At 67.5% G+C, this 26,335-nt stretch carries 27 protein-coding genes; 17 read left to right on the top strand and 10 right to left on the bottom strand.

Annotated features, from left to right (window positions below; translation table 11 throughout):
* Window positions 1-93: 93 nt before the first annotated feature.
* The 3 genes from ACIHA7_RS02295 to ACIHA7_RS02285 form a co-directional block, all read right to left on the bottom strand.
* On the bottom strand, window positions 94-474 hold the full coding sequence (locus ACIHA7_RS02295; protein WP_387716100.1) for a DUF3499 domain-containing protein: 381 nt from the start codon (window positions 472-474) through the stop codon (window positions 94-96).
* 241 nt (window positions 475-715) lie between these two features.
* On the bottom strand, window positions 716-1,195 hold the full coding sequence (locus ACIHA7_RS02290; RefSeq protein ID WP_167768837.1) for a metallopeptidase family protein: 480 nt from the start codon (window positions 1,193-1,195) through the stop codon (window positions 716-718).
* A gap of 177 nt (window positions 1,196-1,372) precedes the next feature.
* A complete protein-coding gene (locus ACIHA7_RS02285) occupies window positions 1,373-1,606 on the bottom strand; it encodes a WhiB family transcriptional regulator (RefSeq protein WP_029901515.1) in 234 nt (77 codons plus the stop codon).
* A gap of 522 nt (window positions 1,607-2,128) precedes the next feature.
* Here ACIHA7_RS02285 and cofD point away from each other — a divergent pair.
* The 8 genes from cofD to ACIHA7_RS02245 all read left to right on the top strand — a co-directional run bounded on the left by cofD (window position 2,129) and on the right by ACIHA7_RS02245 (window position 8,881).
* Window positions 2,129-3,127: a 2-phospho-L-lactate transferase gene (gene cofD / locus ACIHA7_RS02280; RefSeq protein ID WP_397284696.1), complete on the top strand. Its 999-nt coding sequence runs from the start codon at window positions 2,129-2,131 to the stop codon at window positions 3,125-3,127.
* A 14-nt stretch (window positions 3,128-3,141) separates the two neighbouring features.
* On the top strand, window positions 3,142-4,479 hold the full coding sequence (locus tag ACIHA7_RS02275) for a coenzyme F420-0:L-glutamate ligase (protein ID WP_397284694.1): 1,338 nt from the start codon (window positions 3,142-3,144) through the stop codon (window positions 4,477-4,479).
* Window positions 4,476-4,994 carry an NUDIX hydrolase gene (locus tag ACIHA7_RS02270; RefSeq protein WP_397284692.1) on the top strand — a complete coding sequence of 173 codons (519 nt, stop codon included), beginning with the start codon at window positions 4,476-4,478 and terminating at the stop codon, window positions 4,992-4,994. The genes ACIHA7_RS02275 and ACIHA7_RS02270 overlap by 4 nt, the downstream gene beginning before the upstream one ends.
* A gap of 183 nt (window positions 4,995-5,177) precedes the next feature.
* Entirely contained in the window at window positions 5,178-6,428 is a 1,251-nt protein-coding gene (locus ACIHA7_RS02265; RefSeq protein WP_397284690.1) for an alkane 1-monooxygenase, read from the top strand.
* Window positions 6,425-6,598 carry a rubredoxin gene (locus ACIHA7_RS02260; protein WP_397284688.1) on the top strand — a complete coding sequence of 58 codons (174 nt, stop codon included), beginning with the start codon at window positions 6,425-6,427 and terminating at the stop codon, window positions 6,596-6,598. The genes ACIHA7_RS02265 and ACIHA7_RS02260 overlap by 4 nt, the downstream gene beginning before the upstream one ends.
* On the top strand, window positions 6,595-6,777 hold the full coding sequence (locus tag ACIHA7_RS02255) for a rubredoxin (protein WP_397284686.1): 183 nt from the start codon (window positions 6,595-6,597) through the stop codon (window positions 6,775-6,777). Before ACIHA7_RS02260 ends, ACIHA7_RS02255 begins: the two co-directional genes overlap by 4 nt.
* Before the next feature lie 40 nt (window positions 6,778-6,817).
* Window positions 6,818-7,438, top strand: coding sequence for a TetR/AcrR family transcriptional regulator (locus tag ACIHA7_RS02250; RefSeq protein WP_397284684.1), 621 nt, complete (start codon window positions 6,818-6,820; stop codon window positions 7,436-7,438).
* A gap of 294 nt (window positions 7,439-7,732) precedes the next feature.
* A complete protein-coding gene (locus tag ACIHA7_RS02245) occupies window positions 7,733-8,881 on the top strand; it encodes an alkane 1-monooxygenase (RefSeq protein ID WP_397284682.1) in 1,149 nt (382 codons plus the stop codon).
* A gap of 18 nt (window positions 8,882-8,899) precedes the next feature.
* Here ACIHA7_RS02245 and ACIHA7_RS02240 read toward each other — a convergent pair whose 3' ends face one another.
* Entirely contained in the window at window positions 8,900-9,946 is a 1,047-nt protein-coding gene (locus ACIHA7_RS02240) for a glycerophosphodiester phosphodiesterase (protein ID WP_397284680.1), read from the bottom strand.
* A gap of 101 nt (window positions 9,947-10,047) precedes the next feature.
* Between ACIHA7_RS02240 and ahcY the strand changes: the two genes are divergently transcribed.
* From ahcY to hpf, 7 genes are all read left to right on the top strand, one after another.
* On the top strand, window positions 10,048-11,532 hold the full coding sequence (ahcY, locus tag ACIHA7_RS02235) for an adenosylhomocysteinase (RefSeq protein ID WP_397284678.1): 1,485 nt from the start codon (window positions 10,048-10,050) through the stop codon (window positions 11,530-11,532).
* A 137-nt stretch (window positions 11,533-11,669) separates the two neighbouring features.
* Entirely contained in the window at window positions 11,670-12,317 is a 648-nt protein-coding gene (locus tag ACIHA7_RS02230; protein WP_397284676.1) for a dTMP kinase, read from the top strand.
* Between the two features lie 78 nt (window positions 12,318-12,395).
* The gene (gene mtrA / locus ACIHA7_RS02225; RefSeq protein ID WP_069163595.1) at window positions 12,396-13,073 is read left to right on the top strand and encodes an MtrAB system response regulator MtrA; all 678 of its coding nucleotides are present in this window, start codon (window positions 12,396-12,398) and stop codon (window positions 13,071-13,073) included.
* 91 nt (window positions 13,074-13,164) lie between these two features.
* Complete coding sequence (mtrB, locus tag ACIHA7_RS02220) at window positions 13,165-14,913, top strand: MtrAB system histidine kinase MtrB (protein ID WP_397286456.1); 1,749 nt, start codon at window positions 13,165-13,167, stop codon at window positions 14,911-14,913.
* Between the two features lie 92 nt (window positions 14,914-15,005).
* Window positions 15,006-16,829, top strand: a complete 1,824-nt coding sequence (lpqB, locus tag ACIHA7_RS02215) for an MtrAB system accessory lipoprotein LpqB (RefSeq protein WP_397284674.1) — start codon at window positions 15,006-15,008, stop codon at window positions 16,827-16,829.
* Between the two features lie 137 nt (window positions 16,830-16,966).
* A complete protein-coding gene (locus ACIHA7_RS02210; protein WP_397284672.1) occupies window positions 16,967-17,611 on the top strand; it encodes a ComF family protein in 645 nt (214 codons plus the stop codon).
* 182 nt (window positions 17,612-17,793) lie between these two features.
* A complete protein-coding gene (hpf, locus tag ACIHA7_RS02205) occupies window positions 17,794-18,546 on the top strand; it encodes a ribosome hibernation-promoting factor, HPF/YfiA family (RefSeq protein ID WP_397284670.1) in 753 nt (250 codons plus the stop codon).
* Between the two features lie 434 nt (window positions 18,547-18,980).
* On the opposite strand, the gene ACIHA7_RS02200 is transcribed toward hpf, so the two are convergent.
* Genes ACIHA7_RS02200 through ACIHA7_RS02190 form a run of 3 tightly spaced genes read right to left on the bottom strand, consistent with a single transcriptional unit; the run spans window position 18,981 to window position 20,709 of the window.
* Window positions 18,981-19,505, bottom strand: a complete 525-nt coding sequence (locus ACIHA7_RS02200; RefSeq protein WP_397284668.1) for a hypothetical protein — start codon at window positions 19,503-19,505, stop codon at window positions 18,981-18,983.
* Window positions 19,506-19,553: 48 nt separating this feature from the next.
* Complete coding sequence (locus ACIHA7_RS02195) at window positions 19,554-19,991, bottom strand: hypothetical protein (protein ID WP_397284666.1); 438 nt, start codon at window positions 19,989-19,991, stop codon at window positions 19,554-19,556.
* A gap of 10 nt (window positions 19,992-20,001) precedes the next feature.
* A complete protein-coding gene (locus tag ACIHA7_RS02190; RefSeq protein ID WP_397284664.1) occupies window positions 20,002-20,709 on the bottom strand; it encodes a helix-turn-helix domain-containing protein in 708 nt (235 codons plus the stop codon).
* 318 nt (window positions 20,710-21,027) lie between these two features.
* Between ACIHA7_RS02190 and ACIHA7_RS02185 the strand changes: the two genes are divergently transcribed.
* Window positions 21,028-22,320 carry an acetyl-CoA C-acyltransferase gene (locus ACIHA7_RS02185; protein ID WP_397284662.1) on the top strand — a complete coding sequence of 431 codons (1,293 nt, stop codon included), beginning with the start codon at window positions 21,028-21,030 and terminating at the stop codon, window positions 22,318-22,320.
* 121 nt (window positions 22,321-22,441) lie between these two features.
* Here the strand turns inward: ACIHA7_RS02185 and ACIHA7_RS02180 are convergent, their stop codons facing one another.
* From ACIHA7_RS02180 to ACIHA7_RS02170, 3 genes are all read right to left on the bottom strand, one after another.
* The gene (locus ACIHA7_RS02180; RefSeq protein WP_397284660.1) at window positions 22,442-22,687 is read right to left on the bottom strand and encodes a hypothetical protein; all 246 of its coding nucleotides are present in this window, start codon (window positions 22,685-22,687) and stop codon (window positions 22,442-22,444) included.
* A gap of 210 nt (window positions 22,688-22,897) precedes the next feature.
* A complete protein-coding gene (gene bluB, locus ACIHA7_RS02175) occupies window positions 22,898-23,518 on the bottom strand; it encodes a 5,6-dimethylbenzimidazole synthase (RefSeq protein ID WP_397284658.1) in 621 nt (206 codons plus the stop codon).
* Between the two features lie 268 nt (window positions 23,519-23,786).
* Window positions 23,787-25,061, bottom strand: coding sequence for a fatty acid desaturase family protein (locus ACIHA7_RS02170; RefSeq protein WP_397284656.1), 1,275 nt, complete (start codon window positions 25,059-25,061; stop codon window positions 23,787-23,789).
* Window positions 25,062-25,300: 239 nt separating this feature from the next.
* On the opposite strand from ACIHA7_RS02170, the gene ACIHA7_RS02165 reads away from it, so the two are divergent.
* Window positions 25,301-26,299 carry an endonuclease/exonuclease/phosphatase family protein gene (locus ACIHA7_RS02165; RefSeq protein WP_397284654.1) on the top strand — a complete coding sequence of 333 codons (999 nt, stop codon included), beginning with the start codon at window positions 25,301-25,303 and terminating at the stop codon, window positions 26,297-26,299.
* Window positions 26,300-26,335 lie beyond the last annotated feature (36 nt).

Here is a 26,335-nt window from a genome sequence, read left to right as displayed (position 1 = left end):
TGAGCAGTCAGCGGAGCCGATGGAGTTGGTCGAGCCACACCGGCTGCGCGGCAAGGGAAGACCAAGGCCGGGGGAAGACCGGGCCGGATCGGGTCAGGACGGCGGGTCGGGCAGTACCCGCAGATGTCCGCGACGCCCGGTGCGAGTGGTGCGCTGCGGCGGCGGGGTGTAGTCGCGGTAGCCACGCTGCTCGTGTTCCGGCGGGCGGCGGCGTAGTCCGGCCTCGCGGACCGCTTCGGCGAGCGCGGTCAGATCGTCGTCATCCGGTGTGCTGGAGGAGAACCCGCCTTCGTGGCGGACCATCTCCCAGCCCTTCGGGGCGGTGATGCGGGAGCCGTGCGTTTCGCAGAGATCCCAGGAGTGTGGTTCGGCGACGGTCGCGAGGGGTCCGACTACGGCGGTCGAGTCCGAGTACACATAGGTGAGCGTCGCGACGGCCGGATTCTTGCAACCTGGACGGCAGCAACGACGCATGGGGATCACGCCGATGAGAGTAACCCTCCTTGCGGTCCGATGTGGATAGACACGCTCATGATTCGGGCAAAAACTCCCGCCACGCGGCGGCTGCCGCGGGCGGGCGCGGGGCGACGGGCCGCGGGCGGCCCGGGCCGGTGTCGGTGCGCGGTCTGCGGGCCGCGCACGCGGTGTCGGTAATCAGTTATCGCCGCTCGCAACAACATTCGTTACCGAGACGGGTTCGGCTCGGTGCGACTTGCTACTCGGGCTCCGGATCGATGATGTCCGGATCGACGCCGAGGTAGGTGGCGATCTGCTGGACCAGCACCTCGCGCAGCAGGTCGACCAGGTCGTCGGGGTCGCTGGCGCGCAGCTCGAGCGGTTTGCGGAACAGCACCACCCTGGCGCGGGTCGCGGTGCCGTGCCGGTCGACGCCCGCCGGGATGAGCCGGGAAAGCGGCACCGGTCCGTCGGCGACGACCTCGTCCGGCCAGGTGACCGAATCAGGGTGGAGCGGACGGATTTTCGGCACGTCGTCGACCGCGATATCGAGTTTGGTGAGCCGGTCGTGCCAGCGGGTGTCCAGCGGCGCGAACGCCTCGAGCACCAGCCGATCGAACTTCTGTCCCCGGGTGCGCCAGGCAGGCACCGTGGGCGGCAACATCGGCCCACGTACCCCGCGACCACGGCGGATCACCGACCGTGCGGTCGGCGGACGACGATTCCGGGAACGTGCCATGGGTAAAACCTAGCCAGCCCGCCGGTGGCTCGTGCAGCCAGTGCTGGTTCGGCCGGTCGGCGGGCGCGCCGCCTGGCCTCGGGCGTACCCCCGGAGCTACCCGTGTGTTCGCGAAAACCGTTGTCGCCGTAGCGAGTTGTCGCGTGTGCGGATAACTCGGGGGTCAACCCAAGTCGGCTAGCCGATGCCGCGCTTCAGGCGGCGGCGCTCTCGTTCGGAGAGGCCACCCCAGATGCCGAAGCGTTCATCGTGGGCGAGTGCGTACTCCAGGCACTCGTCGCGTACTTCGCAGCCCATGCAGATCCGTTTCGCCTCGCGAGTCGAGCCGCCCTTCTCGGGGAAGAACGCCTCCGGATCGGTCTGCGCGCACAGGGCACGCTCCTGCCACTGCTCTTCGATGGATTCGAACATCTCGTCGAAGCCCGTGACGACCAGGCTGAGTCGGGGCGCCGAGACGTCGTCGCCCGAGCCGAGCACGGTCGCCGAGACTTCGTCACCCCCCTCGCGATCCTTCCAGCCGTTGTCTGCGCAGACGCCACGTGCTGCGCCTGCTGTGGAATCGGTCGGCGAGACCATCTCGTTGGCCATCGCTCCGCCTCCTCACTGTGTGTTAGCGCAGAATGATTCGTTCCGTCGGACCAACACGCATACCGACGGCCATACCCCGCGACGTTGTCCCGCGGACGTCCCCGAGCTCGTCATCCCGATGCGAACATCTGTTCGAAAAGCCGTTCGCGCCTTGCACTCTCGCGCGAACCCGAAATGACATGACTGTGATTAGACACGCCGGACGTGTCGATGGTCAAGCGGCCGTCGCTATTCCGTTACTATCCGCGAACGCTTTCGAAGATGATCTTGTGTCGGAGTAGGGCAAATGACCAGCAACTATAGCCCGAACATCGCCCGGTCCGACAGCGCATAGGCTGTGCGGATGTGACTTCCCTTCAAGCGGACATCGACTCCCTCGGCGGCCCGAGGATTGCCGTACTGGTCGGGGGTGTCGGCGGCGCTCGCTTCCTCCAGGGCGTCCGGGAACTGCTGCCCGATGCCGATGTCTCCGCGATCGTGAACGTCGGCGACGACGTCTGGATGCATGGCCTCCGAATCTGTCCTGACCTCGATACCTGCATGTACACCCTCGGCGGCGGCATAGACACCGAGCGCGGCTGGGGCAGGCTCGACGAGACCTGGCACGCCAAAGAAGAGCTGGCGAAGTATCACGCACAGCCGGACTGGTTCGGGCTCGGCGATCGCGACCTCGCCACGCATCTGGTTCGCAGCGAGATGCTGCGCGCCGGGTACCCGCTCTCCGCGGTCACCGAGGCCCTCTGCAACAGGTGGCAGCCGGGCGTGAAATTGATCCCGGCAACCGACGATCGTTGTGAAACGCATGTGGTTGTGACCGACCCGGACGACCCTGGCGAACGTCGCGCGATCCATTTTCAAGAGTGGTGGGTTCGCTATCGCGCGAACATCCAGACCCATGGATTCGCCACAATTGGGGCCGAGGACGCCAAACCAGCCCCGAATGTGATCGAGATCATAGAGTCGGCGGATGTGGTCTTGCTCGCTCCGTCGAACCCGGTGGTGAGCATCGGCGCCATCTTGGCGGTGCCTGGGATCCGGGGTGCGCTGCGCACAACCGCGGCCAAAGTAATAGGTATATCCGGTGTGATCGACGGCAAACCTCTGCGCGGCATGGCCGACGAGTGCCTGTCGGTGATCGGGGTCGAGACGACCGCAGAGGCGATCGGCCGTTACTACGGCGCCCGCTCGGCCACCGGCATCCTGGACGGCTGGCTCATCCACACCACCGACACCGCCGACGTGCCCGGCGTGGAAGTGCGCAGCGTGCCGTTGCTGATGACCGATCCGCCGACCACCGCCGAGATGGTGCGGGAGGCGCTGGACCTCGCCGGGGTGAAACCTTGAGTCAGGATGAATTTGTGAATGACCATGCCGCAGGGGAACTGCGCATCCTGCCGATCACCGGTCTGCCGGAGTTCCGGCCCGGCGACGATCTCGCCGCGCACCTCGCCGAGCGCGCGCCCTGGCTGGCCGACGGTGACGTGCTCGTGGTGACGAGCAAGATCGTCGCCAAGGTCGAGGGCCGCCTCGTCGACGTGCCGCGGGATCCGGAGCAGCGCGATGCCGCGCGGCGCGCCCTGGTCGAGCAGGAGGCGGTGCGGGTGCTCGCGCGCAAGGGCCGCACCCTGATCACCGAGAACAAGCTCGGCATCGTGCAGGCCGCGTCCGGCATCGACGGCTCCAATGTCGAACAGGGCGAGTTGGTGCTGCTGCCCGCCGATCCCGACGCCAGCGCCAAGGCCTTGCGATCGGCGCTGGCCGAGCGGCTCGGCGTGCAGGTCGCCGTGGTCGTCACCGACACCATGGGCCGGGCCTGGCGCAACGGGCAGACCGACGCCGCGATCGGCGCCGCGGGCCTGCGTGTGCTGCACGACTACGCGGGCGCCGTCGACGGGCAGGGCAACGAGCTGCACGTCACCCAGGTGGCGATCGCGGACGAGCTGGCCGCCGCGGCGGATCTGGTGAAGGGCAAGCTCGGCGGCGTGCCGGTCGCGGTGGTGCGCGGCCTGCCGATCACCGACGACGGATCCGGCGCCGCGGACCTGTTGCGTGGCGGCACCGACGACCTGTTCTGGCTCGGCACTGCCGAGGCGATCGAGCAGGGGCGCAGGGAGGCGGTGCTGCTGCGCCGCTCGATCCGCCGGTTCGCCGATACGCCGGTCGATCCCGCCCGCGTGCGCGCCGCCGTCGCGGTGGCGCTGACCGCACCCGCGCCGCACCACACCCGGCCGGTGCGCTTCGTGTGGGTGCGCGACGCCGCGCTGCGGACTCGATTGTTGACGGCGATGGCCGACAAGTGGCGGGCCGACCTCACCGCCGACGGATTGGCGCCCGATCGGGTGGAGCGTCGAATCGCCCGTGGCCGTATCCTTTTCGACGCGCCCGAGGTGATCATCCCGTTCTGCGTGCCCGACGGCGCGCACGACTATCCGGACGAGCGGCGCCGCGCCGACGAGCGCACCATGTTCACCGTCGCGGTGGGCGCGGCGGTGCAGGGTCTGCTGGTCGCGCTGGCCACCGAGGGCCTCGGCAGCTGCTGGATCGGCTCCACCATCTTCGCGCCGGAGATCACCCGCGAGGTCCTCGGGCTGGCGGACGACTGGAATCCGTTGGGCGCCATCGCCATCGGCCACCCGCTGGAGGAACTCCGGCCGCGCCCGGTGCCCGGCTCCAGTTTCGGACTGGTCGAGCTGTGAGCGCGGATTCCCTGCACGCCTCGGCCATCGCGTTGCTCGAAAAGTGGTCGCCCGGCGCGGATTGTGACCGATCGCTGCGGCATGCGATGCTCGCCTTCCTCGGCTCGGCGCCGCGTGGTTGCCTGCGTGAGCACGTGCCGGGCCACATCACCGCCTCGGCGGTGGTGTTCTCGCACGACGAACGCGAGGTCTTGCTGACCCTGCATCCACGGGTCGGGTCCTGGATCCAGCTCGGTGGGCACTGCGAGGAGGGCGACGACACGGTCGCCGATGCCGCGCTGCGCGAAGCCACTGAGGAGTCGGGCATCGAAGGCCTGCGGATGGAGCCGGAACTGTATGGCGCGCAGGCGCATTCGATCACCTGCTCGCTCGGCGTGCCGACCAGGCATCTCGATCTGCTGTTCCGGATCACCGCGCCGGCGGGTGCCGCCCCGGTGCGCAGCGCGGAGTCGACCGACCTGCGCTGGTGGCCGGTCGACGCGCTGCCCGAGAACGCCGAAGTGCTGCTGCGCTGACTCCCCTCGACAACCGACACCCCGGCCGGAGACCGCTCCGACCGGGGTGTTTGTGTCTGCGTTGGCCGTTCTGCTTTACAAATCGACGAATTTGTCTAGACAAACGACAAATCGATCTCTATCGTCCATTTCAGAGGTAACGCACGTCACACGTGATGTGCCGCTTTTGGATGGGAGACAACGATGTCGACAGAGGCCGACACGTCCGCGCAACCGGTGGCAACCCCGGACTGGCGCGATCGCAAGCGCTACATGTGGCTGTGGGGATTGTTCGCCCCCACCGGCCTTTTCACGATCGGGATCCCGATCATCCTGGCCCTCAACGCGTTCGGCTGGCACACGCTGGCGCAGGTGCCGTTCTGGCTCGGCCCGATCCTGGTCTACCTGCTGATTCCGTTGGCGGACATCTTCTTCGGGCCGGACGGTGACAATCCGCCGGACGAGGTGATGGAGTACCTGGAGCACGACAAGTACTACCGCTATCTCACTTACCTGTACTTGCCGTTCCAGTACGCGTCACTGGTGATGGCCTGCTATCTGATCACCGCGGATCAGGTGAGCTGGCTCGGCTTCGACGACGGTCTGCACCTGGTCGACAAGATCGGCCTGGCGATCACGGTCGGCATGCTCGGCGGCATCGGCATCAACACCGCGCACGAACTGGGACACAAGAAAGTGCACCTGGAGCGCTGGCTGTCCCGGATCGCGCTGGCCCAATCCTGCTATGGGCATTTCTATATCGAGCACAATCGCGGCCACCATGTGCGCGTCGCGACGCCGGAGGACCCGGCGAGTTCCCGGCTCGGCGAGTCCTTCTGGGCCTTCTGGCCGCGCACCGTGTGGGGCAGTCTGACGTCGTCGCTGCGGTTGGAGAAGGCCCGCCTGGCCCGGCTCGACAAGAAGCCGTTGAGCCTGAAGAACGAGGTGCTCAGCGCCTGGCTGATGTCGGCGGCGCTGTACGCGGCGCTGGTCGCGGTGTTCGGGATCGAGCTGCTGCCCTATCTCGTACTCCAGGCGGTGATCGGTTTCAGCCTGCTGGAGGCGGTGAACTATCTCGAGCACTACGGTCTGGTCCGCCAGCGCACCGCGTCCGGCCGCTACGAACGGCCCGCGCCGGTACACAGCTGGAACAGCGACCACATCGTCACCAATATCTTCCTGTACCACCTGCAGCGGCACAGCGACCATCATGCCTACCCGACCCGGCGCTACCAGACGTTGCGCAGCTGGGACGGCGCACCGAACCTGCCGAGCGGGTACGCCAGCATGATCCTGCTCGCCTACTTCCCGCCGCTGTGGCGCCGGGTGATGGACAAGCGGGTGCTCGCGCACTATCACGGCGACATCACACTCGCGAACATCCACCCCGCCAAGCGCGAGAAAGTGCTCGCCCGCTACCAGGGCGGTGCGGCGACCGGCGAGGTGCGGGGATGAATCGCTTTCGCTGCCCGGTCTGTGAATACGTGTACGACGAGGGAAAGGGCGCGCCACACGAAGGTTTCCCGCCGGGAACGCGCTGGGCGAAAATCCCGGACGACTGGTGCTGTCCGGACTGCGGCGTGCGGGAAAAGATCGACTTCGAATCGATAGGAGCCGTCCAGTGAACGACTACAAGCTTTTTCAATGCATTCAATGCGGCTTCGAATACGACGAAGCCAAAGGCTGGCCGGAGGACGGGATCGCGGCGGGTACCCGCTGGGACGATATCCCCGACGACTGGACCTGTCCGGACTGCGGCGCGGCGAAGGCCGACTTCTACATGGTCGAAATCGAACGGTCGTGAGATTTTGACTGCGGCAACCGCCCGTGACAGTGTCGCCGGTATGCCGCGCTCCGGAACCCGCATCCCTTATCAGGAGGCGGCGCGTGAACTCCTGCGCGCCTCGGTCCTCGATGCCATGCGCGACCTACTCACCGAGCGGGACTGGTCCAAGATCACCCTCGGTGACGTGGCGGGCAAGGCCGGAGTCAGCAGGCAGACGCTCTACAACGAGTTCGGTTCGCGCAGTGGCCTTGCGCAGTCCTACGCGCTGCGCCTGGCCGACGATCTGGTCGACCACGTCGACGCGGCCATCACCGGCAATGTCGGTGATGTCCGCGCGGCGTTTCGCGAGGGCATGACCAATTTCTTCGTCGATGCCGCGGCCGACCCGCTGGTGCAGTCGCTGCTCGCGGGCGAGGTGAAACTGGATCTGTTGCGGCTGATCACGCTCGACGCTGGGCCGTTGCTCGACCAAGCCACCCGCAGGCTGTCGCTGGCTTTCCAGCACAGCTGGGTCGCGGCAACGGCGACCGAGTCGGACATCATCGCGCACGCACTGGTGCGGATCGCGCTGAGCTATATCCCGACGCCGCCCGGTCCCGGCCGAGACGCGCCCGCGGAGTTGAGCGCGTTGCTGAGTCCGTACGTCGAAGCGATTCTGGCCGCCCGGATCGAGCACTGATCCCATTCCGGAGAACCCCGGTACGTTTGCGCTGAGTAAGCCAGGGCTTCAACTACATGTGAGTCCACTTAAAAGCCACCCCTCATAGCTGTAACGCTCATCACGTTTCAACCGTCAAAGTCTGCGAAACAGCCGTACAGTCTGGAACTATTCTCGTCATCGGAGTCAGGGTTCCTATTTAGCGGGGCAAACGTGCAAACGGTTGGCAAACCGGCGGTATCTTCAGATCCCAAACGACACTTATGGGTTTTCGGGCTGATCGCTCCACTGAGCGCACTCCTGCCCTCGCAACTGGTGTTGCAGACGGGTGCCAGGGTGTTCTGGTGGATCGGTCCAATCATCGTGTTGATCGTCATCCCGGTCCTGGACTGGGTTGTCGGCGAGGACGGCACCAACCCGCGCGATGAGGATTACGAGTTGCTGAGCAACGACCGGTACTACCGGTGGTGCACCTATCTGTTCCTTCCTGTTCAACTGCTCGGCCTGCTCATCGCCTGCTACATGTGGGCGGGGCACGAGCTGAGCGTCGTCGACAAGCTCGGCCTGGCCGCGACGCTCGGCTTCGTCAGCGGCATCGGCATCAATGCCGCGCACGAGCTCGGGCACCGGGTCGAGCACGCGGAGCGCTGGCTGGCCAAGGTCGCGCTGGCGCAATCGTGCTACGGACATTTCTTCGTTGAGCACAACCGTGGCCACCACGTGCGGGTGGCGACGCCGGAGGATCCGGCCAGTGGGCGGCTCGGCGAGACGCTCTGGGAGTTCTTGCCGCGCAGCGTGTTCGGCAGCTTCCGCTCGGCCATCGAGCTGGAGCGGGTGCGGCTGGCGCGCAAGGGCCTGCGCTGGTTCAGCGTGCACAACCACATCCTGCAGGCGTGGTCGATGAGCGTGGTGCTGTTCGGCAGCCTTATCGCGCTCTTCGGTATCGGTGTGCTGCCGTGGCTGATCCTGCAGGCGGTGATCGGCGCGTCGCTGCTGGAGACGGTGAACTTCATCGAGCACTACGGCTTGCTGCGGGCAAAGAAGCCGAACGGGAACTACGCGCGCTGCTCGCCGAGGGACAGCTGGAACAGTGACCGGCTGGTCACCAATATCTTCCTGTTCCACCTGCAGCGGCACAGTGATCATCACGCCAATCCGGGGCGCAGGTACCAGACGCTGCGCAGTTCGATGCAGGCGCCGCAGTTGCCTGCCGGTTACGCGACGATGATCCTGTTCGCGGTGGTGCCGCCGCTGTGGCGGGCGGTGATGGACCATCGCGTGCTCGAGCACTACGAAGGCGACGTCACGAAGGCCAATATCCACCCGCGCAAGCGGCGCCGGATCCTGGAGACCTACGGCACCGTCGCCACGCTGACCGGTGCGGCCCAGCCGAATTCGGCCAAGGGCACGACGGCGCAGTCGAACCAGGGGGAGTCCGACGTGCGGGAGTCGGGCGCGGCCTGAGTCACCGGCTCACCCGGCTCAGCGGTGGTAGGCAGGAGGCAGGGGGAAGCCCTTCTCCTGCAACACCTCCCGCATCCGGTCGGGGTAGTCGGTGATCACGCCGTCCACGCCGGTGTCGAGTTGCGCGGCGATCGTGGCCTTGTCGTTCACCGTCCACGGGATCACCCGCAGATCCAGTTCGTGGGCGCGCTCGACATAGGCCCGGTCGGCCACCAGACCGAAGCCGCGCTCGCCCGCCTTGCGGCCGTAGGGCACCGAGTAACCGGGCGAGGCGACATCGGCGCCGAGGGCCTGCACCGCGCCGAGCGGATCGCCGGCGTAGTCCTCGTAGCGGATGGGGCCCAGCCACTTCGAGCCGGCCACGAACGTGGTGTCGTCATAGAGCGCCACCAAGGGGATCGCCGGATTCGCCTTGCGCACCAGCGCGAGTGCGCGCCAGTCGAAGCTCTGGATGTCGACGTTGCCGGTCTCACCGGCCGCGGCGACCGTGCTGAGGATGACGTCAACGAACTCCTGCGGCGTCGCCGACTGCTCGGGGTGCTCGGCCTCCAGTTTCGTTTCGATGTTGTAGCGCAGGCGCGCGCCCCGATAGGTCTTGACCAGATCGAAAAGGGCGGGCAGCGTCGCCATCTTGTTGCCGGGCAGCCCCTGCTGGTCCGGGTAGTCGGCCAGGGTCTTGCCGCAGTCCAGCGTCTGGGTTTGGGCGTAGGTCAGGTCGTGCACCAGCTTGCCCACGTAGGGGAACTGCGGATCGCCGGGCGCGACGGGCGCGGTGTCCGCGCACTTGGTCGCGAGCACCGTCGGGTCGTGCCAGATCATCGGCATCTTGTCCTTGGTGAGCACGATGTCGAGCTCCAGTGTGCTCACACCCAGTTCGATCGCCTTGCTGAAGCCGGGCAGCGACTCCTCGACGGTCAGACCGCGTCCGCCGCGGTGCGCCTGCAGCTCCACTGTTCGCGGCGCGGTAGCCGGTGACGAGTCCGCTGAGCTGTCGCAGGCGGTGCTGAGACCGAGGGCGAGCGACCCGGCGACCGCGGTCGTGACGATGGCGCGAAGGTTCGGCATCGCGCCAAGCTAGCAAGGGTGAGTACGGTGTACCCACCCGCCGCGCCAGCGACTAACCTTGCGTGTTGGTACCGACTTACCAGGAGAGGCAGATAGAGGCTATGACGACCTCAGAACTTCCCGCGCGAACCGAGCTCACCGCCGATGTGCGCAACGGCATCGACTTCAAGGTGGCCGATCTCGGGCTTGCCGAATTCGGCCGCAAGGAGATCCGGCTGGCCGAACACGAGATGCCCGGCCTGATGGCGCTGCGCCGCGAGTACGCCGAGGTGCTACCGCTGCAGGGTGCGCGCATCTCCGGCTCGCTGCACATGACCGTGCAGACCGCGGTGCTGATCGAGACCCTGGTCGCGCTGGGCGCGCAGGTGCGCTGGGCCTCGTGCAACATCTTCTCCACCCAGGATCACGCGGCGGCCGCCGTCGTGGTCGGCCCGCACGGCACCGTCGACGAGCCCAAGGGCACCCCGGTCTTCGCCTGGAAGGGCGAGAGCCTGGAGGAGTACTGGTGGGCCGCCGAGCAGATGCTCACCTGGCCGGACGAGCCCGCCAACATGATCCTCGACGACGGTGGCGACGCCACCATGCTCGTGCTGCGCGGCGCGCAGTTCGAGAAGGCCGGCGTGGTGCCGCCGGAGGACGAGAACCACTCCGCCGAGTACAAGGTGTTCCTCAACCTGCTGCGCGAGCGCTTCGAGACCGACAAGGGCAAGTGGAGCGCCATCGCCGATTCGGTGCAGGGCGTCACCGAGGAGACCACCACCGGCGTGCTGCGGCTGTACCAGTTCGCCGCCGCGGGCGAGCTGGTGTTCCCGGCGATCAACGTCAACGACTCGGTCACCAAGTCGAAGTTCGACAACAAGTACGGCACCCGCCACTCGCTGATCGACGGCATCAACCGCGGCACCGACGTGCTCATCGGCGGCAAGAAGGTGCTGATCTGTGGCTACGGCGACGTCGGCAAGGGCTGTGCGGAATCGCTTGCCGGACAGGGCGCCCGGGTGCAGGTCACCGAGATCGACCCGATCAACGCGCTGCAGGCGCTGATGGACGGCTACGACGTGGTCACCGTGGAGAAGGCGATCGGTGACGCCGACATCGTCATCACCTCGACCGGCAACAAGGACATCATCACCCTCGAGCACATGAAGGCGATGAAGGATCACTCGATCCTCGGCAATATCGGTCACTTCGACAACGAGATCGATATGGCGGCGCTGGAGCGGTCCGGCGCGACCCGGATCAACATCAAGCCGCAGGTCGACGAGTGGACGTTCAAGGACTCCGGCAAGTCGATCATCGTGCTGTCCGAGGGCCGCCTGCTGAACCTGGGCAACGCCACCGGCCACCCGTCGTTCGTCATGTCCAACAGCTTCTCCAACCAGGTGATCGCGCAGATCGAACTGTGGACCAAGCCGGACGAATACGACAACGAGGTCTACCGCCTGCCCAAGCACCTCGACGAGAAGGTCGCCAAGATCCACGTGGAGGCGCTCGGCGGCGAGCTGACCAAGCTCACCAAGGATCAGGCCGAGTACATCGGCGTGGACGTGGACGGACCGTTCAAGCCGGAGCACTACCGCTACTGAGGCTCGATGCCCCTGGCGCGCTGACATCGCCGGCGGCGTGAGATGACACGAGGCCGCCGGATCCACCGGATCCGGCGGCCTTCGCGTTTCTCCGGGCGCGGCTCGACCACCGCGCACCCCTCGGTACCCTGCGTGCCATGGGCGCGCTGATTGTCATCGAGGGACTCGACGGTGCGGGCAAGCGAACGCTGACCGAGGCCGTCACCACCCAATTGCGGGACGCCGGACTGCGAATCGACTCGCTGGCGTTTCCGCGCTACGGCCGTTCGGTGCACGCCGACCTGGCCGCGGAGGCGCTGCACGGCGCGCACGGCGACCTCGCGGCGTCGGTCAACGCGATGGCGCTGCTGTTCGCGCTGGACCGGGCGCAGGCGCGCGAGGAACTGACGAAGTTGTTGGCGGACAACGACATCGTGCTGCTCGACCGGTACGTCGCCTCCAATGCCGCCTACAACGCGGCCAGGCTCGGCGAGCCGGCCGACGGCAAAATCGTCGGCTGGATAGGCGAATTGGAGTACGAGCGGTTCGCGCTGCCGACGCCCGCGGTGCAGGTGTTGCTGGACGTCTCGCCCGAACTCGCGGCCGAACGGGCGCGCAAGCGTGGTGAGCTCGACCACAGCCGGGCCCTCGACGCCTATGAACGGGATGGACAATTACAGCAGCGGACCCTCGCGGTGTACCGTGAGCTGGCTCAACACAACTGGTATGGGCCGTGGTGGATATTCCGATCAGGTGACGATCCAGCCACATTGGCTGCGCGATTGGCCGATTCGATAACCCGCTAGGGTTAGATGTGCGGCGGGTTCACACCAGTGTTGGCGTGGCAGCCCGATCCTGGCCTGGGAGATGACACCATAGTAATTATGAAGCCGAAGATTCTGGTCGTCGACGACGATATGGCGCTCGCTGAGATGCTCACGATCGTCTTGCGCGGGGAAGGGTTCGACCCGCATGTGGTCGGCGACGGCACACAGGCCCTGGCGGCGGTTCGCGAGATCCGCCCCGATCTGGTGTTGCTGGACCTGATGCTGCCCGGCATGAACGGCATCGACGTATGCCGGGTGTTGCGGGCCGATTCCGGAGTACCGATCGTGATGCTCACCGCGAAGACCGACACGGTCGACGTGGTGCTCGGTCTGGAGTCCGGTGCCGACGATTACATCGTCAAGCCGTTCAAGCCGAAGGAACTCGTCGCCAGGGTGCGTGCCCGGTTGCGGCGCACCGAGGACGAGCCCGCCGAGCTGTTGTCGATCGCCGACATCGTGATCGATGTGCCCGCGCACAAGGTGACGCGCGGCGGTGCGCAGATCTCGCTGACGCCGCTCGAGTTCGATCTGCTTGTCGCGCTTGCCCGTAAGCCGCGCCAGGTGTTCACCCGCGAGGTACTGCTCGAGCAGGTCTGGGGTTACCGGCATGCCGCCGACACCAGGCTGGTCAACGTGCATGTGCAGCGGCTGCGCGCCAAGGTCGAGAAGGATCCCGAGAACCCGGAGATCGTGCTGACCGTCCGTGGCGTCGGCTACAAGGCCGGACCGCCGTGATCGGTCGCCTCGAGCGAGTGGCAGCGTTCGTGCGGACGGAGGCATCGAGCGCCGACGAGGCTCGGTCGTGAGCGATCGCTCCAGCAACACACTGGAGCGGCGACTGGCAGCGGTAGGAGCCAGGCTCACCGAGCTGGGTACGGTGCTCGGCCATCTCTGGCAGCGATCGTTGCAACTGCGGGTCGCGGTCTCGACGATCACCCTGTCGCTGATCGTGATCACCATCCTCGGTGTGGTGCTGACCGATCAGATCACCAACCGGATGCTGGACACCAAGATCAACGCGGCGGTCGAGGAGATGGTCCGCGCCCGCAACGCGGCGCACAGCCAGCTGGTCGGGACGCACGACACGGGCACCCAGCTCAATCGGCTGGTCGAGGCGCGCAACGCGCTCTCCAGCGACGGCAGCCCGCAGACCGGGGTCGCGGGCAGCTACGACGTGGCCCTGGTGATGGTGGACAGCGGCCAGCAGGAGGTCGCGGCGGGCCCGATCCAGGACGTGCCCGCCGAACTGCGCAATTTCGTGCGGCGCGGTCAGGTGAGCCGTCAGTTCAGCACGGTCACCGACGCCAGCGGCTATCACGGCCCCGCGTTGATCATCGGCAGCCCGAGCACCGAAATACCCACGCTGGAGATCTATCTCATCTTCCCGCTGGCCACCGAGGCCCGCAGCCTGGCGCTGATCCGCGGCACCATGTTCATCGGCGGCATCGTGCTGCTCGTCTTGCTCGCGGCCATCACGGCACTGGTGACCAGGCAGGTGGTGCTGCCGATCCGTTCGGCGGCGCGCATCGCCGGTCGCTTCGCCGACGGCAGGCTCAAGGAACGCATGCTGGTGCGCGGCGAGGACGACATGGCGCGGCTGGCCCAGGCGTTCAACGAGATGGCCGAGAGCCTGTCCAACCAGATCACCCAGCTGGAGGAGTTCGGAAACCTGCAGCGCCGCTTCACCTCTGACGTCAGCCACGAGTTGCGCACCCCGTTGACCACGGTGCGGATGGCCGCGGACCTGATCCACGGCAGCAGCGACGATCTCGATCCCGCACTGGCCCGCAGCGCCGAGCTGTTGGTCAACGAGCTGGACCGGTTCGAGGGCCTGCTCAACGACCTGCTCGAGATCAGCCGCCACGACGCGGGCGTCGCCGAGCTCCAGGTCGAGTCGCTGGACGTGCGGATGTGCGCGCGGGCGGCGATCTCCACGGTGCGGCATCTGGCCAAGGACGCCGGCGTCGAGGTGGTCATCGATCTGCCGGAGGAACCGTTGGTCGCCGAGGTCGATCCGCGCCGGGTCGAGCGGGTGCTGCGTAACCTGCTGGCCAACGCCATCGACCACAGCGAGGGCAAGCCGGTGCTGATCAGGATGCGCGGCGACGTCGACGCCAACGCGGTCTCGGTGGTGGTGCGCGACCAGGGCGTCGGGCTGCGGCCGGGCGAGGAGAAGCTGGTCTTCAATCGGTTCTGGCGGTCGGATCCGTCCCGTATGCGCCGCTCCGGCGGCACCGGGCTCGGCCTGTCGATCAGCGTGGAGGACGCGAACCTGCACGAGGGCAGACTGGAGGCCTGGGGTGAGGTCGGCGTCGGCGCGAGCTTCCGGTTGACGCTGCCGCTGGTGCGCGGCAAGAAGCTCGGTGTCAGTCCGCTGCCGCTGGAGCCGGTGCGCAAGCAGGCCGTCGTGCGGCAGGTCGAGCTCGAGGTCGTGCCGGCTTCGCCTGAGCCGGAACCGAATCCGGCCTCGGGTGCGCCGTCGGCGGCGGCCGGCGGAAACGGATCGACACCGCCAGCGGCGCCGTCGGCGGCGGGGGCCGACCCGGCGCACGAACCGGGGGACGTACCGTCATGACTCGGCGTTACCCGCCCGGTGCGCGCCCGGCACGAGCCGTCCGATCCACACCCCCGACGACGGGGGCGCTCGGTCCCGGGGGAAGGGGTTTCATGCGAATGCGTGTCGGTTCCGCGAAGACGCAGCGACTGTTCGCGTGCGCCGCGGCGGCCCTCGCGGCCTTGGTCGTGCTCTCCGGGTGCGCCAGTCTGCCGGAGTCCTCGGCGCCGCAGGCGCTCGGCACCATCAACCGGGAGCCCACCTCCGAGGGCCCGCCGCCGCCGGTCGCCGGGCGCGACCCCGATCTGCTGCTGCGCGACTTCCTGCTGGCCACCGCGGACCCCACCAATCGGCACCTGGCGGCCCGCCAGTACATGACGCCGTCGGCCGCCGCGCACTGGGACGACGCGGCGGGCACCACGATCGTGGAGAAGCCGGACACCTTGCGCGAGTCGCGCACCGGCGACAAGGCGACCTATCGCATCCGGGCGCGCAAGGTCGCCGAGCTCGACACCAACGGCGCGTACCGTGCCTCGGCGGATCCGCCGCTGGAACACAAGATCGAGATGACGAAGGTCAACGACGAGTGGCGCATCGATGAGCTGCCCGACGGCGTGGTGATGGACTCCATCGCGTTCGGCAAGTGGTATCGGCGCTACGTGCTCTACTTCGTCGATCCGACGAGCAGTGTCGTGGTGCCCGATCTGCGCTGGGTGTCGGTGCCCAAGGTGCAGCTGACCCAGCGGCTGCTCGCCATGCTCGGCGAGGGCACTCAACCGGCGCTCGCCCCGGTGCTGCGCAACGAGCTGGCCGCGCCGATCACCTTGCGCGGCCCCGTCACCAAGGCCAACGGAGATCCGGACGAGGTCGGGGTCGGGCTCGGCGGCGTGAAGATCGACTTCGCGGGTGCGTCCGCGCTCAACCCGCGCGATCGTGAGTTGCTCGCCGCGCAGGTGGTGCTCACCCTGGCGGGCGCGGACATTCTCGGCCCCTATGTGCTGCTGGCCGACGGTAAACCGTTCGATGACCGGTTCACCGGCAGCGGCTGGTCGACCGCCGACGTCCAGCAGTACAGCCAGCCGACCGTCGGTAACACCCAGGTCGGCCTGCACGCGCTGCGCGGCGGCGCGCTGGTGCAGGTGCCGGAGAACAACGCGGTCATCACTCCCGCGCCGGGGTACTTCGGTGCCGTGAACAACCTGCTGTCCGCGTCGCTCTCGCCGGACGGTCAGTTGGTCGCCGGCGTCGCCGACACCGGACGGCCCGCGCCGGAACCACCGCGCACCTTGATGATCGGCACCTACGGCGGCAACGCCATTCCGGTCGCCGCGGGGACGACGATCACTCGGCCGTCCTGGAATGTCGACGGCACCGCCGCCTGGGCCGTCATCGATGGCGAGCGGGTGATCCGGGCCGTCAACGACCGGACCACCAACACCGTGTCGGTCCAGGACGTCGACACCTCGGCGCTCACCTCCTCGAGCTCCGGGTCGAACTTCCGGCCGCCCATCACCGAGCTGCGGCTGTCCAGGACCGGCGTGCGGGCCGCGCTGATCGCCGATGGGAAAGTCTATGTGGCGGTGGTGATTCCGAAGCCGGGCGGCGGGTACGCGTTGGCGTCGCCGCTGCCGGTGGGCGTCAACGCGAGTGCGAACGCCGTGTCGCTGTCCTGGTTCGGCAACGACCGGTTGATCATCTCCCGGGAAGGCAATGTCGACCCGGTAGGCACCGTGTCGATCGACGGTTCGCAGCCGATGCCGCAGACCAGCCGGAACCTCACGGCGCCGGTGCGGCAGGTGAGTGCCTCGCCGGAGCACCAGTACGCCGCCGATTCCCGCGCGGTGTTGGAGCTGACCAGCAACCCGGATGGCGGCGAACCCTACTGGCGCGAGGTGCCGGGGCTGGGGGCGAACGCCGTGCCGGTGCTGCCGGGCTGACGGACTGCTGCGGAGCCATCTGTACCGATTCCCCAGGACCGCGCACGCGTAAACAGTTCCCTGGCAACGGTATCGAGGCCGCGGACCGGCTCGGCTGAGCAAGGTCGATTGTCGGTGGGTCGGCGCACACTCGGTCGATGCGGACCCTCTTGGACCTGATCCTGCCCGCCTCGTGTGCTGGCTGCCGGGCGGCGGGTGTCGGCTGGTGCGCCGACTGTGCCCGCGTCCTCGCGCAGCCGCCGATCCGGGTGTGGCCGCGGACCGATCCCGGGGTGCCGTGCTGGGCGCTCGGGCCGTACGCGGGGCCGGGGCGGCGGGCGGTGCTCGCCGCCAAGGAGCGGGGGCGCCGCGATCTGGCCGAGCCGCTCGGGCTGGCGTTGGCGGGTGGGCTCGCGCGCTTGCGGACGGCCGATCGGCCACTGGTGCTGGTGCCCGCCCCGAGCAGGAAGGTCGCGGCGCGCAGGCGCGGTGGTGATCCGGTGCTGCGTGCGGCGGAGGTAGCCGCGAGTTGGCTGCCCGATAGCCGAATGGTATCCGTGCTCCGGGTGTGGTGGGGTGTCCGTGATTCGGTGGGGTTGACACCCGGTGCGCGGGCACACAATCTGCGTGGGCGGATCACGACGATACCCGCTTGCCCGGCGCTGCGCGAGATCACGGAAAACGCCGAGGTAGTGCTGGTCGACGACGTGCTGACGACCGGAGCGACGGCGCGCGAATCGGTGCGCGCCCTTGCCCGGATCGGATTACCGGCACGTGCCGTGCTGGTTACCTGTGCTGCTTGACTCCGGGAAATTTGCGTGAACACTGGCGCACTCCCGAATGTCGTACTACCGTCGCGATCACACACCCGAACCGGGAGTTTGGAGGTGGCGCCTCGGACATCATGTGCCGAGAGATCGTCGATCGGCACGGCTCAATCCCGCCGCACGCACATTGCCTGTGCGGCCATATTCGGGAGGTACGCGTGACGACTTCTTCACGACCTTCAGTGCAAGACGCTGACCCTTCGGTGCTGGACGACCGCACCGTCGACGTGACCGAACAATCCACTGCGGACCGAACCAGGACGCCCCGTGCGGACGTCGTGGTGAAGGGTCGCAATGTCGAAGTTCCGGATCATTTTCGAATCTACGTCGCGGAGAAACTCTCCCGCCTCGAACGCTTCGACCCGTCCATTTTCATTTTCGACGTCGAGCTGTTCCACGAGCGAAATCGACGGCAGCGCAAGAGCTGCCAGCGCGTCGAGATCACCGCGCGCGGTAAGGGCCCGATCGTGCGGGCCGAGGCCTGCGCCGATAGTTTCTACGCCGCGTTCGAGTCGGTGACGGCCAAACTGGAGAGCAGGCTGCGCCGCACCAAGGACCGCCGCAAGGTGCACTACGGGGACAAGACCCCCCTGTCCGTCGCGCAGGCCACCGCGGATCTGGTGGACGAGTCGCTGTTCGCGCAGCCGAACGGATCCGGCGCGCACGACCACCCCGACGGCGACACCCGCCGCTCCGACGAGTCGGCGGAGAACCAGGAATACGCGGCCGGACCAGGTCATATCGTGCGCACCAAGGTGCACACCGCGACCCCGATGTCCGTCGACGACGCCCTCTATCAGATGGAACTCGTCGGCCACGACTTCTTCCTCTTCCAAGACCGGGAGACCGACCGACCGTCGGTTGTCTACCGTCGACACGCCTTCGACTACGGGCTCATCCGGCTCGCGTAGTTCGACATCCACCCTTCCATCGCTCCGGGTATCCAGCGCCCGAGTTGGGTGCCCGGAGAACCCGCACCCGTCACAGCGATCGTCGGCCGCCCCGGTTGGGCTTCGGCAGTAACGTCGTCGAACCTGTTGGTACCGTGCGAGTTTGGCGTATCCGCCAAGCTCGTGCCAGGTCGAGCAGGCGGCGGATGTCGGAGTCCAGATCGCTGGACGGTGTGCCGGCTCCCCGACTGCCCGCGGCGGGGTCGCACCGGCCCGCTCGGCGGTGATCGCCTGCCGCGGGTGCCGGGCATAGCGCTCGGTACTCGGCGGATTCGGCGCGGTCTGCTCGGCGGGCAGATACCGGTGTAGGTGCAGCAGCACCGCGAAACGGCCGAGCGCCACGGCGACGACGAGAGCGATCACCGGCACCGCGAAGACCGCGGGGACGGGGGAGCTCAGCGACGACGGTCGCGGAAGAATGTCCTGTGTAGCAACGAGTCTCGGCGTGGGGGACGCATGGCGTGCAGCATGACCATGTCGGCGAAGGTTTCGGCGTCGCGCTCGCGGGTGGTGCCGTAGTCGGTCCGGCCGAGGACGTGCGCGATGGACTCCGGTGAGATCGAGGGCAGCAGTTCGGCGACCGCGGCGACCGTCGGGGTGCTCGGCGTTGGTTCGGCGTCGGTCGGCTGCTCCGGGCCGTGGCCGAGCAGCATGTGACCGAGCTCGTGCACGATGATGTGCTCGGCATGCCACTCGGTGGTGTCCGCGCCGTAGACGATCACGTCACTGTCCTGCTTCGCGATCCACAGCCCGCTGCCGGTGCCGCACCCGGTGCCCGCGAGCAACGCGGTGTCGATCGGCAACAGACTGATGCTCCGGCCGCGATACCGCGCGACATCGTCGAGATAACTGGACAGATCCCACGGGTGGGGTATCGGTACGTCGCGGGTCAGGTTCCGGAACCGGGCCTGCATGGCCATGCGATCGATCTCCTACAGCAAGCTCGTTGCCCCCAGTAGGTGGAGATGTTACCGATTCGGCGGTACGGGACGATCGGTGCTCTCGATGATCCGGGCCAGGATCGACTGATCGACGTTGGAACCGCGCAGCGCGATGCTGGAAACATTGGCATCGCGCATGGTCGCGAGCAGCTCGAGCTCGCGGTCGATCGCCGCCGCGGCCGGGCCCGTCGTGGTGAGGTAGTCCGCGGCAACGCCGAAACTCTGCGCGATCGCCGCGAGAACCTCGGGTTCGATTGCGGCGGAGCCGTTTTCGCCGTCGAAGTCGCCTCGGCGTAGTCGCTCCAGCTGGCTCGCCGGAACGGTCCGGCGCAGGTAGTCCCCGACCTGCGCGGCCACCGTCGCGTTGCTGCGCTCGGGGGCGGATCGGGGGTGCACGACGGCGAAGAGCCGGTTGATCTTGTGGCTCAGCGTGAGTGTCCCATTGGTCGGCGCGTTGTTCGTCATCTCCGTCACCTCAGTGCCCGCCGTTTCGACTCGCGGTCGTGGCCAGGTTGGCAGCCAGCCACCGTGCCCGGAACTGGGCTTCTGTCGCAGCATCCACGTCCTCCGATCGCCCGGCCAGCCAGCGCCGGTATCGCCGTTCCTGTAGTTCGGTAGCGTCGCTGACTTCCGCGGGCACCTCGAGTAGATGCGCGAAGGCCATTTCGACGAGCGGGTGCAGGGCGCGGCCCGGACCGCCGTTGCGCTCCAGCATGGTGGTCGCGTAGCGCGCCGACAGTTTGGAGACCACCCGGTTGAGTTCTTCGATGGCCGCGACCAGCTGCGGGTCGGTGGCCTTACCGCGCTCGACCGCGTCGTTGAGCCGGCCCGCGGTGGCGAGCAGGCCGGTGAGGTCGGCGATTTCGAAGCGGATCGAGTCGGGCCCGGCCACCACGGATTCGCCGGTGTGGCGGGCGACCTGGCCCGGTTCGTCGGCGGTCGGCGTGCCGCCCGCGTAGGTACGTGCGGCACTGCCAGGCAGCCAGCGCAGCGGCGCGTCGAGTTTGTTCAGCGTGTGCGTGCTGATCGCCGCGTCGCCGTCCTCGATCTTGCGAATCGTCGGTGCTGATGGCCCCCCGAGGTCGCCGATCTGTAACTGCGTGAGTCCGAGCTCATCCCGGCGCTCCTTGATGATTCGGCCGAATCTCTTCTGGCGTCGCGACAGCTCCGAAGGGCTATGCATAGTGGCTTCAGGGTAGGCGCGGGCAAGGCTGAAAGCAAATCGATAGAAAGTGTTTGAAAAATCAGTGGAAATATTGCTACTGTTCTGAGGCGCCGAGTCGCAGACGACATCGGCCTTGCGGAGCGTTCCGGGACGAGCAGGGGCGTTCGTCGGGACGGGCGCCTTCCGGTCTGTTGCGCAACGGCGCGCGGCAGGCCGGAGTCAGCGACGGTGGAGGGGATCGCCGCTGCGCACGGGGTCACCGTCGGCGAAGGGGGTCGACGGTGAACTTACTATGGAGTAAGTTTGGTGGTCATAGATCTCTCGAAAGGAAATCGCATGGCCACCAAGGCTGCTCGCCGTGCCGTCATCGTGTCCGGTGCGCGCACGCCGTTCGTGCGTGCGTTCACCGGATACACGCGGATGGACTCCATCGCCCTCGCCGATGCCGCCGTTCGGGGATTGCTGGAGCGCACCGGGCTGCCCGGCGCGCAGGTGCAGGCGATCGTGTGGGGTGGGGTCATCCTGCCGAGCGCGGCGCCGAACATCGCCCGGGAAATAGCGCTCGACCTGCGGCTCGACCCGGGGTGCGAGGGTTACACGGTGACCAGGGCCTGCGCGTCGGGCCTGCAGGCGGTGACCTCCGCGGCGGCCGCGATCGAGCGCGGCGAGTACGACATCATGATCGCAGGCGGCAGCGACTCCACCTCCAATGCCGAGGTCAAACTGCCGCAGAAGGTGGTGCACGCCGCGGCGCCGCTGGCGCTGGGTAAGCCGAAGCCGAAGGACTACCTTTCCGCGGTCGCGCAGCTCGCGCCGTTCACCGACCTGCTGCCGAGCAGGCCGAAGATCGCCGAGCGCACCACCGGCGAGGTGATGGGGGAGTCGGCCGAGAAGATGGCCCGCATCCACGGCGTCAGCCGCGCCGACCAGGACGAATTCGCCGCCCGCTCGCATCATCGGGCGGCCGCGGCCATCGATTCGGGCCGGTTCGACGACGAAGTGCTACGGGTGCGCACCCCCGAGGGCACCGAGATCGCCCGCGACGGACTGGTCCGCGGAGATACCAGCATCGAAAAACTATCGAAACTGAAGCCGGTGTTCGCCGAAAACGGCACCGTCACCGCCGGTAACGCCAGCCCGCTCACCGACGGCGCGTCCGCGGTGCTGCTGATGAGCGAGGAGAAGGCCCTCGAACTCGGCTACCGGCCGCTCGCCGCGTTCCGCTCCTGGAGCTACGTCAGCGTCGACCCTACCGACCAGGTGCTCATCGGGCCCGCCATCTCCATGCCGCGGGCGCTCGACAAGGCCGGAATGTCGTTGGGCGACATCGACTTCGTCGACATCCACGAGGCCTTCGCCGCGCAGACGCTGTCGGTGCTCGCGGCCCTCGACAGTGACGAGTGGGCCAAGACCCGCCTCGACCGCGACACCGCGGTCGGTGAGATCGATATCGACACCCTCAACGTGCACGGTGGTTCGGTCTCCCTCGGCCACCCGTTCGGCGCCACCGGCGCCCGCATGGTCACCACCATGGCGAACGAGCTCGCCCGCACCGGGAAGAACGCCGCTCTGCTCGGCATCTGCGCCGCGGGCGGCATCGGTGCCTCGGCAGTCCTGGAGCGCGTCTGACCGCCTGCACCGCGCTCCGTTGGTGAGCCGCACACCCTTCTGGCGGGTGTGTGGCTTGCCCGGGTGTGCGGTGTAAATGGCGGAGCGCGTGCGGCTTTCGGCCGAAGCCGGGCTGCTCGGGTTAGCGCGGGCGGCGGGGGCGGGTCGGCGGGATCACCGGGATCGTGCCGTCGGCGGTGGGGCGGGCGCCGTAGGCGGTGAAGGTGCGGCGCGGGGTCTGGGATCGACCGCCCTCTTCGGCGATGATCCGCAGGCAGGTGTCGTGGTGGGTCTCGCCGGGATGGCCCTCGCGGCGCAGGCGCAGCATGGCATGCGCGAGGTCGATGCCCAGCTCATGCGACAGCCGGACGGCGTCGACATTGGCCATGGCAAACCTCCTGAGCTGACGAGCATGGTGACGCGAGACGAATCCATTGTCCTAGATGGATATCCTCCATGAGGTACCCACTCCGGCGCGCGGCGAATCCTCGAGGTTGCGCGCGACGGCCGCGTACCCGGTGATCTCACGCACAGCGAATCGTCGGCGACGGCGGCCGATCGCACGCGAAATCGTGTGCGGGACAGCAGTTGGCGTGCGTCAGGCGCGGAAGGTCTCGTGGTGCACGGCCTCGTGCAGCGGTCGCCTGCCGCGCCAGCCGAATCGCTCCAGATCGGGGATCTGCTGGAGTTCGTGGACGGGGCCGACGCACAGCCAGGCCACGGGCTGGATGCCCTCCGGCAGTGCGACCAGCTCGGTGAGGAACTCCGGATCGTAGAACGACACCCAGCCGACGCCCAGGCCCTCGGCGGTGGCCGCCAGCCACAGGTTCTGGATGGCGAGAACCGCGGAGTAGACCCCGGTTTCGGGCACGGTGGCGCGCCCGAGCACCTGCGGGCCACCGCGGCCGTGGTCGTAGCTGACCACGATGCCCGTGCCGCTCTCGGTGATCCCTTCGATCTTGATCGGCTCGAACGTCGCCGCGCGCTCCGGCGGCAGCGACGCGCGGAACTCCACCCGCTTGTCCGCCACGTGCTCGGCGAAGGTGCGTAATGTGCTCGGATCGCGCACCACCACGAAATCCCACGGCTGCGAATTCCCGACGCTCGGCGCCCGATGCGCGGCCTCGAGAATCCGCCAGAGTGTCGCGTCGTCCACGAGCTCGCCGGTGAACTCCGCGCGCACGTCGCGCCGCACGCGAATCGCCTCGTAAACACTCAACCCGTCAGCACCCACCCGCCTACTCAACCACTCGCCCTTACCGCGCGGCCGAGCAGAGTCGGATGGTCGCTGATCGATCCGGATCAACGACCAATTGGCTGTGCTCGTTTATGGCGATGACTCCGCCCGTTTTCGCGGAGTAGCTCGGAAAACGACTGTGCGGGCGGCTGCAATAGCCGCCCGCACAGTCGATTTGTCGCCTATTCGGTTATCGCTGTCGTTGCCGTCGCGGTAGCGCGTGCCGCTCAGCAGGCTCGTGCCGACCGGTTCACTTCGTGAATTGCAGTACGCGCTCGACCGGTGCGGGGCGGCGGGTGAGACGGCGGCGGCCGGAGGCGAGGGCGGTGCGCAGACCGTGGCGCTTGCCGGTGACCGGGTCGATGAACGGACCCGTTTTGCCGGCGAACTTGCGCTCCGAGGCGGTTTCGGGGGCGTCGTCGGCGGTGTCGCGCAGGTACTTGTCCGGCAGCGACAGTTTGAGGATGGTGCGCCAGGCCTTGAAGTACTGCACCGGCAGGGAGCCGGTGGTGTAGGGCAGGTCGTACTTCTCGGCCAGCTCCCGGACGCGCACCGCGATCTCGGCGTACCGGTTGCTCGGCAGGTCGGGGAAGAGGTGGTGTTCGATCTGGTGGCTGAGGTTGCCGGTCATGAAGTGGGTGAGCGGTCCGCCGGAGATGTTGGCGCTGCCCAGCATCTGGCGCAGGTACCACTGGCCCTTGGTCTCGTTGTCGACATCGGCCTTGGTGAACTTCTCCGCGCCGTCGGGGAAGTGGCCGCAGAAGATCACCGCGTTGGACCACACGTTGCGGATCGCGTTCGCGGCGAGGTTGGCGGTGAGGGTGGACAGGAACGCGGGGCCGGTGAGGGCCGGGAAGATCACGTAGTCCTTGAGGACCTGCTTGCCCATCTTGGTCAGCGCTTCGCTGCGCTTGCGCTCGAACTCGGCCCGCTCGGGGGTGCCCGGCTTGAAGCGGCCCGCGGCCAGCTTGCCGAGCTCCATGTGCTGGATGGCGACGCCGTATTCGAAGAGCAGCTGCAGCACCAGGTTGTAGATCGGGTTGCCGAGGTTGAACGGCTTCCAGCGCTGGTCGCGGGTCACCCGCAGCAGGCCGTAGCCGATGTCGTCGTCCATGCCGAGCACGTTGGTGTACTTGTGGTGCAGGTAGTTGTGCGTGTGCTTCCAGTGCTTGGCCGGGCCCGCGTTGTCCCATTCCCAGGTGCTGGAGTGGATCTCCGGATCGTTCATCCAGTCCCACTGCCCGTGCATGGCGTTGTGCCCGATCTCCATGTTCTCGATGATCTTGGAGGTGCTCAGCAGGGCGACACCGGCCAGCCAGGCCGGCGGTAAGAAGCTGGCGAACAGGACGCCGCGGCCGCTGATCTCGAGCGCGCGCTGCAGTCGGATGACGTTGCGGATGTACCGCGCGTCGCGCTCACCGCGCGAGGATTCGATATCCCGTCGGATCGCGTCGAATTCCGCGCCGAGTGCTTCCACGTCGGCCTCGGTGAGATGTGCGTATTCCTTGACATCCGAGATCGCCATGGCGGTTACAGTACCGTAAGTTACGTGACCGTAGGTTGCCGGGAGCTGAACGCTGATGTGGGAAATCCCCCATTGCGATCACGATCATATGGTGCTAGATCAAGTATGCGGCCGTACAGCGTAAAGCCTTCTCTCGCATGGTGTTACGGCTCGGCGGCGACCAGCGGTTTGCCCGTTCGTCACGCGCTGTTCCGAACCTTCGCCTAACTTCCAGCGTCCCTGACGAATGGAGTTCGATCGTGCGATTATGCAAGGCGTTGCTCACGGCTGTGCTGTTGGCGAGCACCGCGCTGGTGGGGGTGGCGCCGACGGCGCAGGCCGGCGACCACGAGCGGGTGCGCGTGCTGACCTGGAACATTTTTCACGGCGGCCGTGAGCCCACGCCGGACAACCTGAACGACCTGATCGACCAGGTGATCGACCTCGAGCCGGACGTGTTCTTCGCCGTGGAGACCTACGGCTCGGGCGACCTCATCACCGACGCGCTGACCCGCCGGGCGCACAACGGCCGCTACACCGGTGTCCGCGTCACCGAGCGGCCCGCCGGGCAGGACAACCTGTGGATCTTCACCAAGTACGAGGTCGTCGCGGCCTACCCGAAGCCGCAGGGCGGCCCGGTGAGCGACTTCAACCTCGGCGGTGTCCGCGTCCGCGTGCCGCACGACGGTGAGCTCAATCTGTTCGCCACCTGGCTGCCCTACACCGATCCGTGGAACGGTTACCTGATCGACGAGAACGCGATCGATCGCCGCGACGGCCGCGAACCCCGCCACTCGGTCGCCGCGGTCGTGCAGGCCGAACGCGCCCAGACGCAGTACATCACCGACATCGTGCGGAACCAGCTACCGAGAATGCTCGGCGGCAATACCGCACCCGTGCTGCTCGGCGGTGACTTCAACACGCTCCCCGGCGCGGACTGGACGCCGAGCCAAGCCGGCTGTCCGAACCACTTCGGGCTCAGCTACCCGCTGACCGCCACCAAGGTCGTCACCGACGCGGGTTTCGTGGACACCTTCCGCGCCGCCAACCCCGATGTCTGTGCCGTCCCAGGCCGCACCTGGAGCCCGCTGCCCACCGAGCAGCTGATCACCGATCAACGGATCGACTTCCTCTTCGCCAAGGGCGACGTCGAGACGCGGGCGGCCCGCATCGTCGACCAGCGCATGCGGCGCCACGGTCCCGGCGTCTTCTACTCCGATCACGCGGCGGTCGTCAGCGATCTGAAGGTGCGCTGGTAATCCGCCGACCGAGCCGGGAGCCGATCGCTCCCGGCT

This window comes from Nocardia sp. NPDC052316 (assembly GCF_044547795.1).
Classification (GTDB): Bacteria; Actinomycetota; Actinomycetes; order Mycobacteriales; family Mycobacteriaceae; genus Nocardia.
This window is presented reverse-complemented; position numbering and strand designations above follow the sequence as displayed.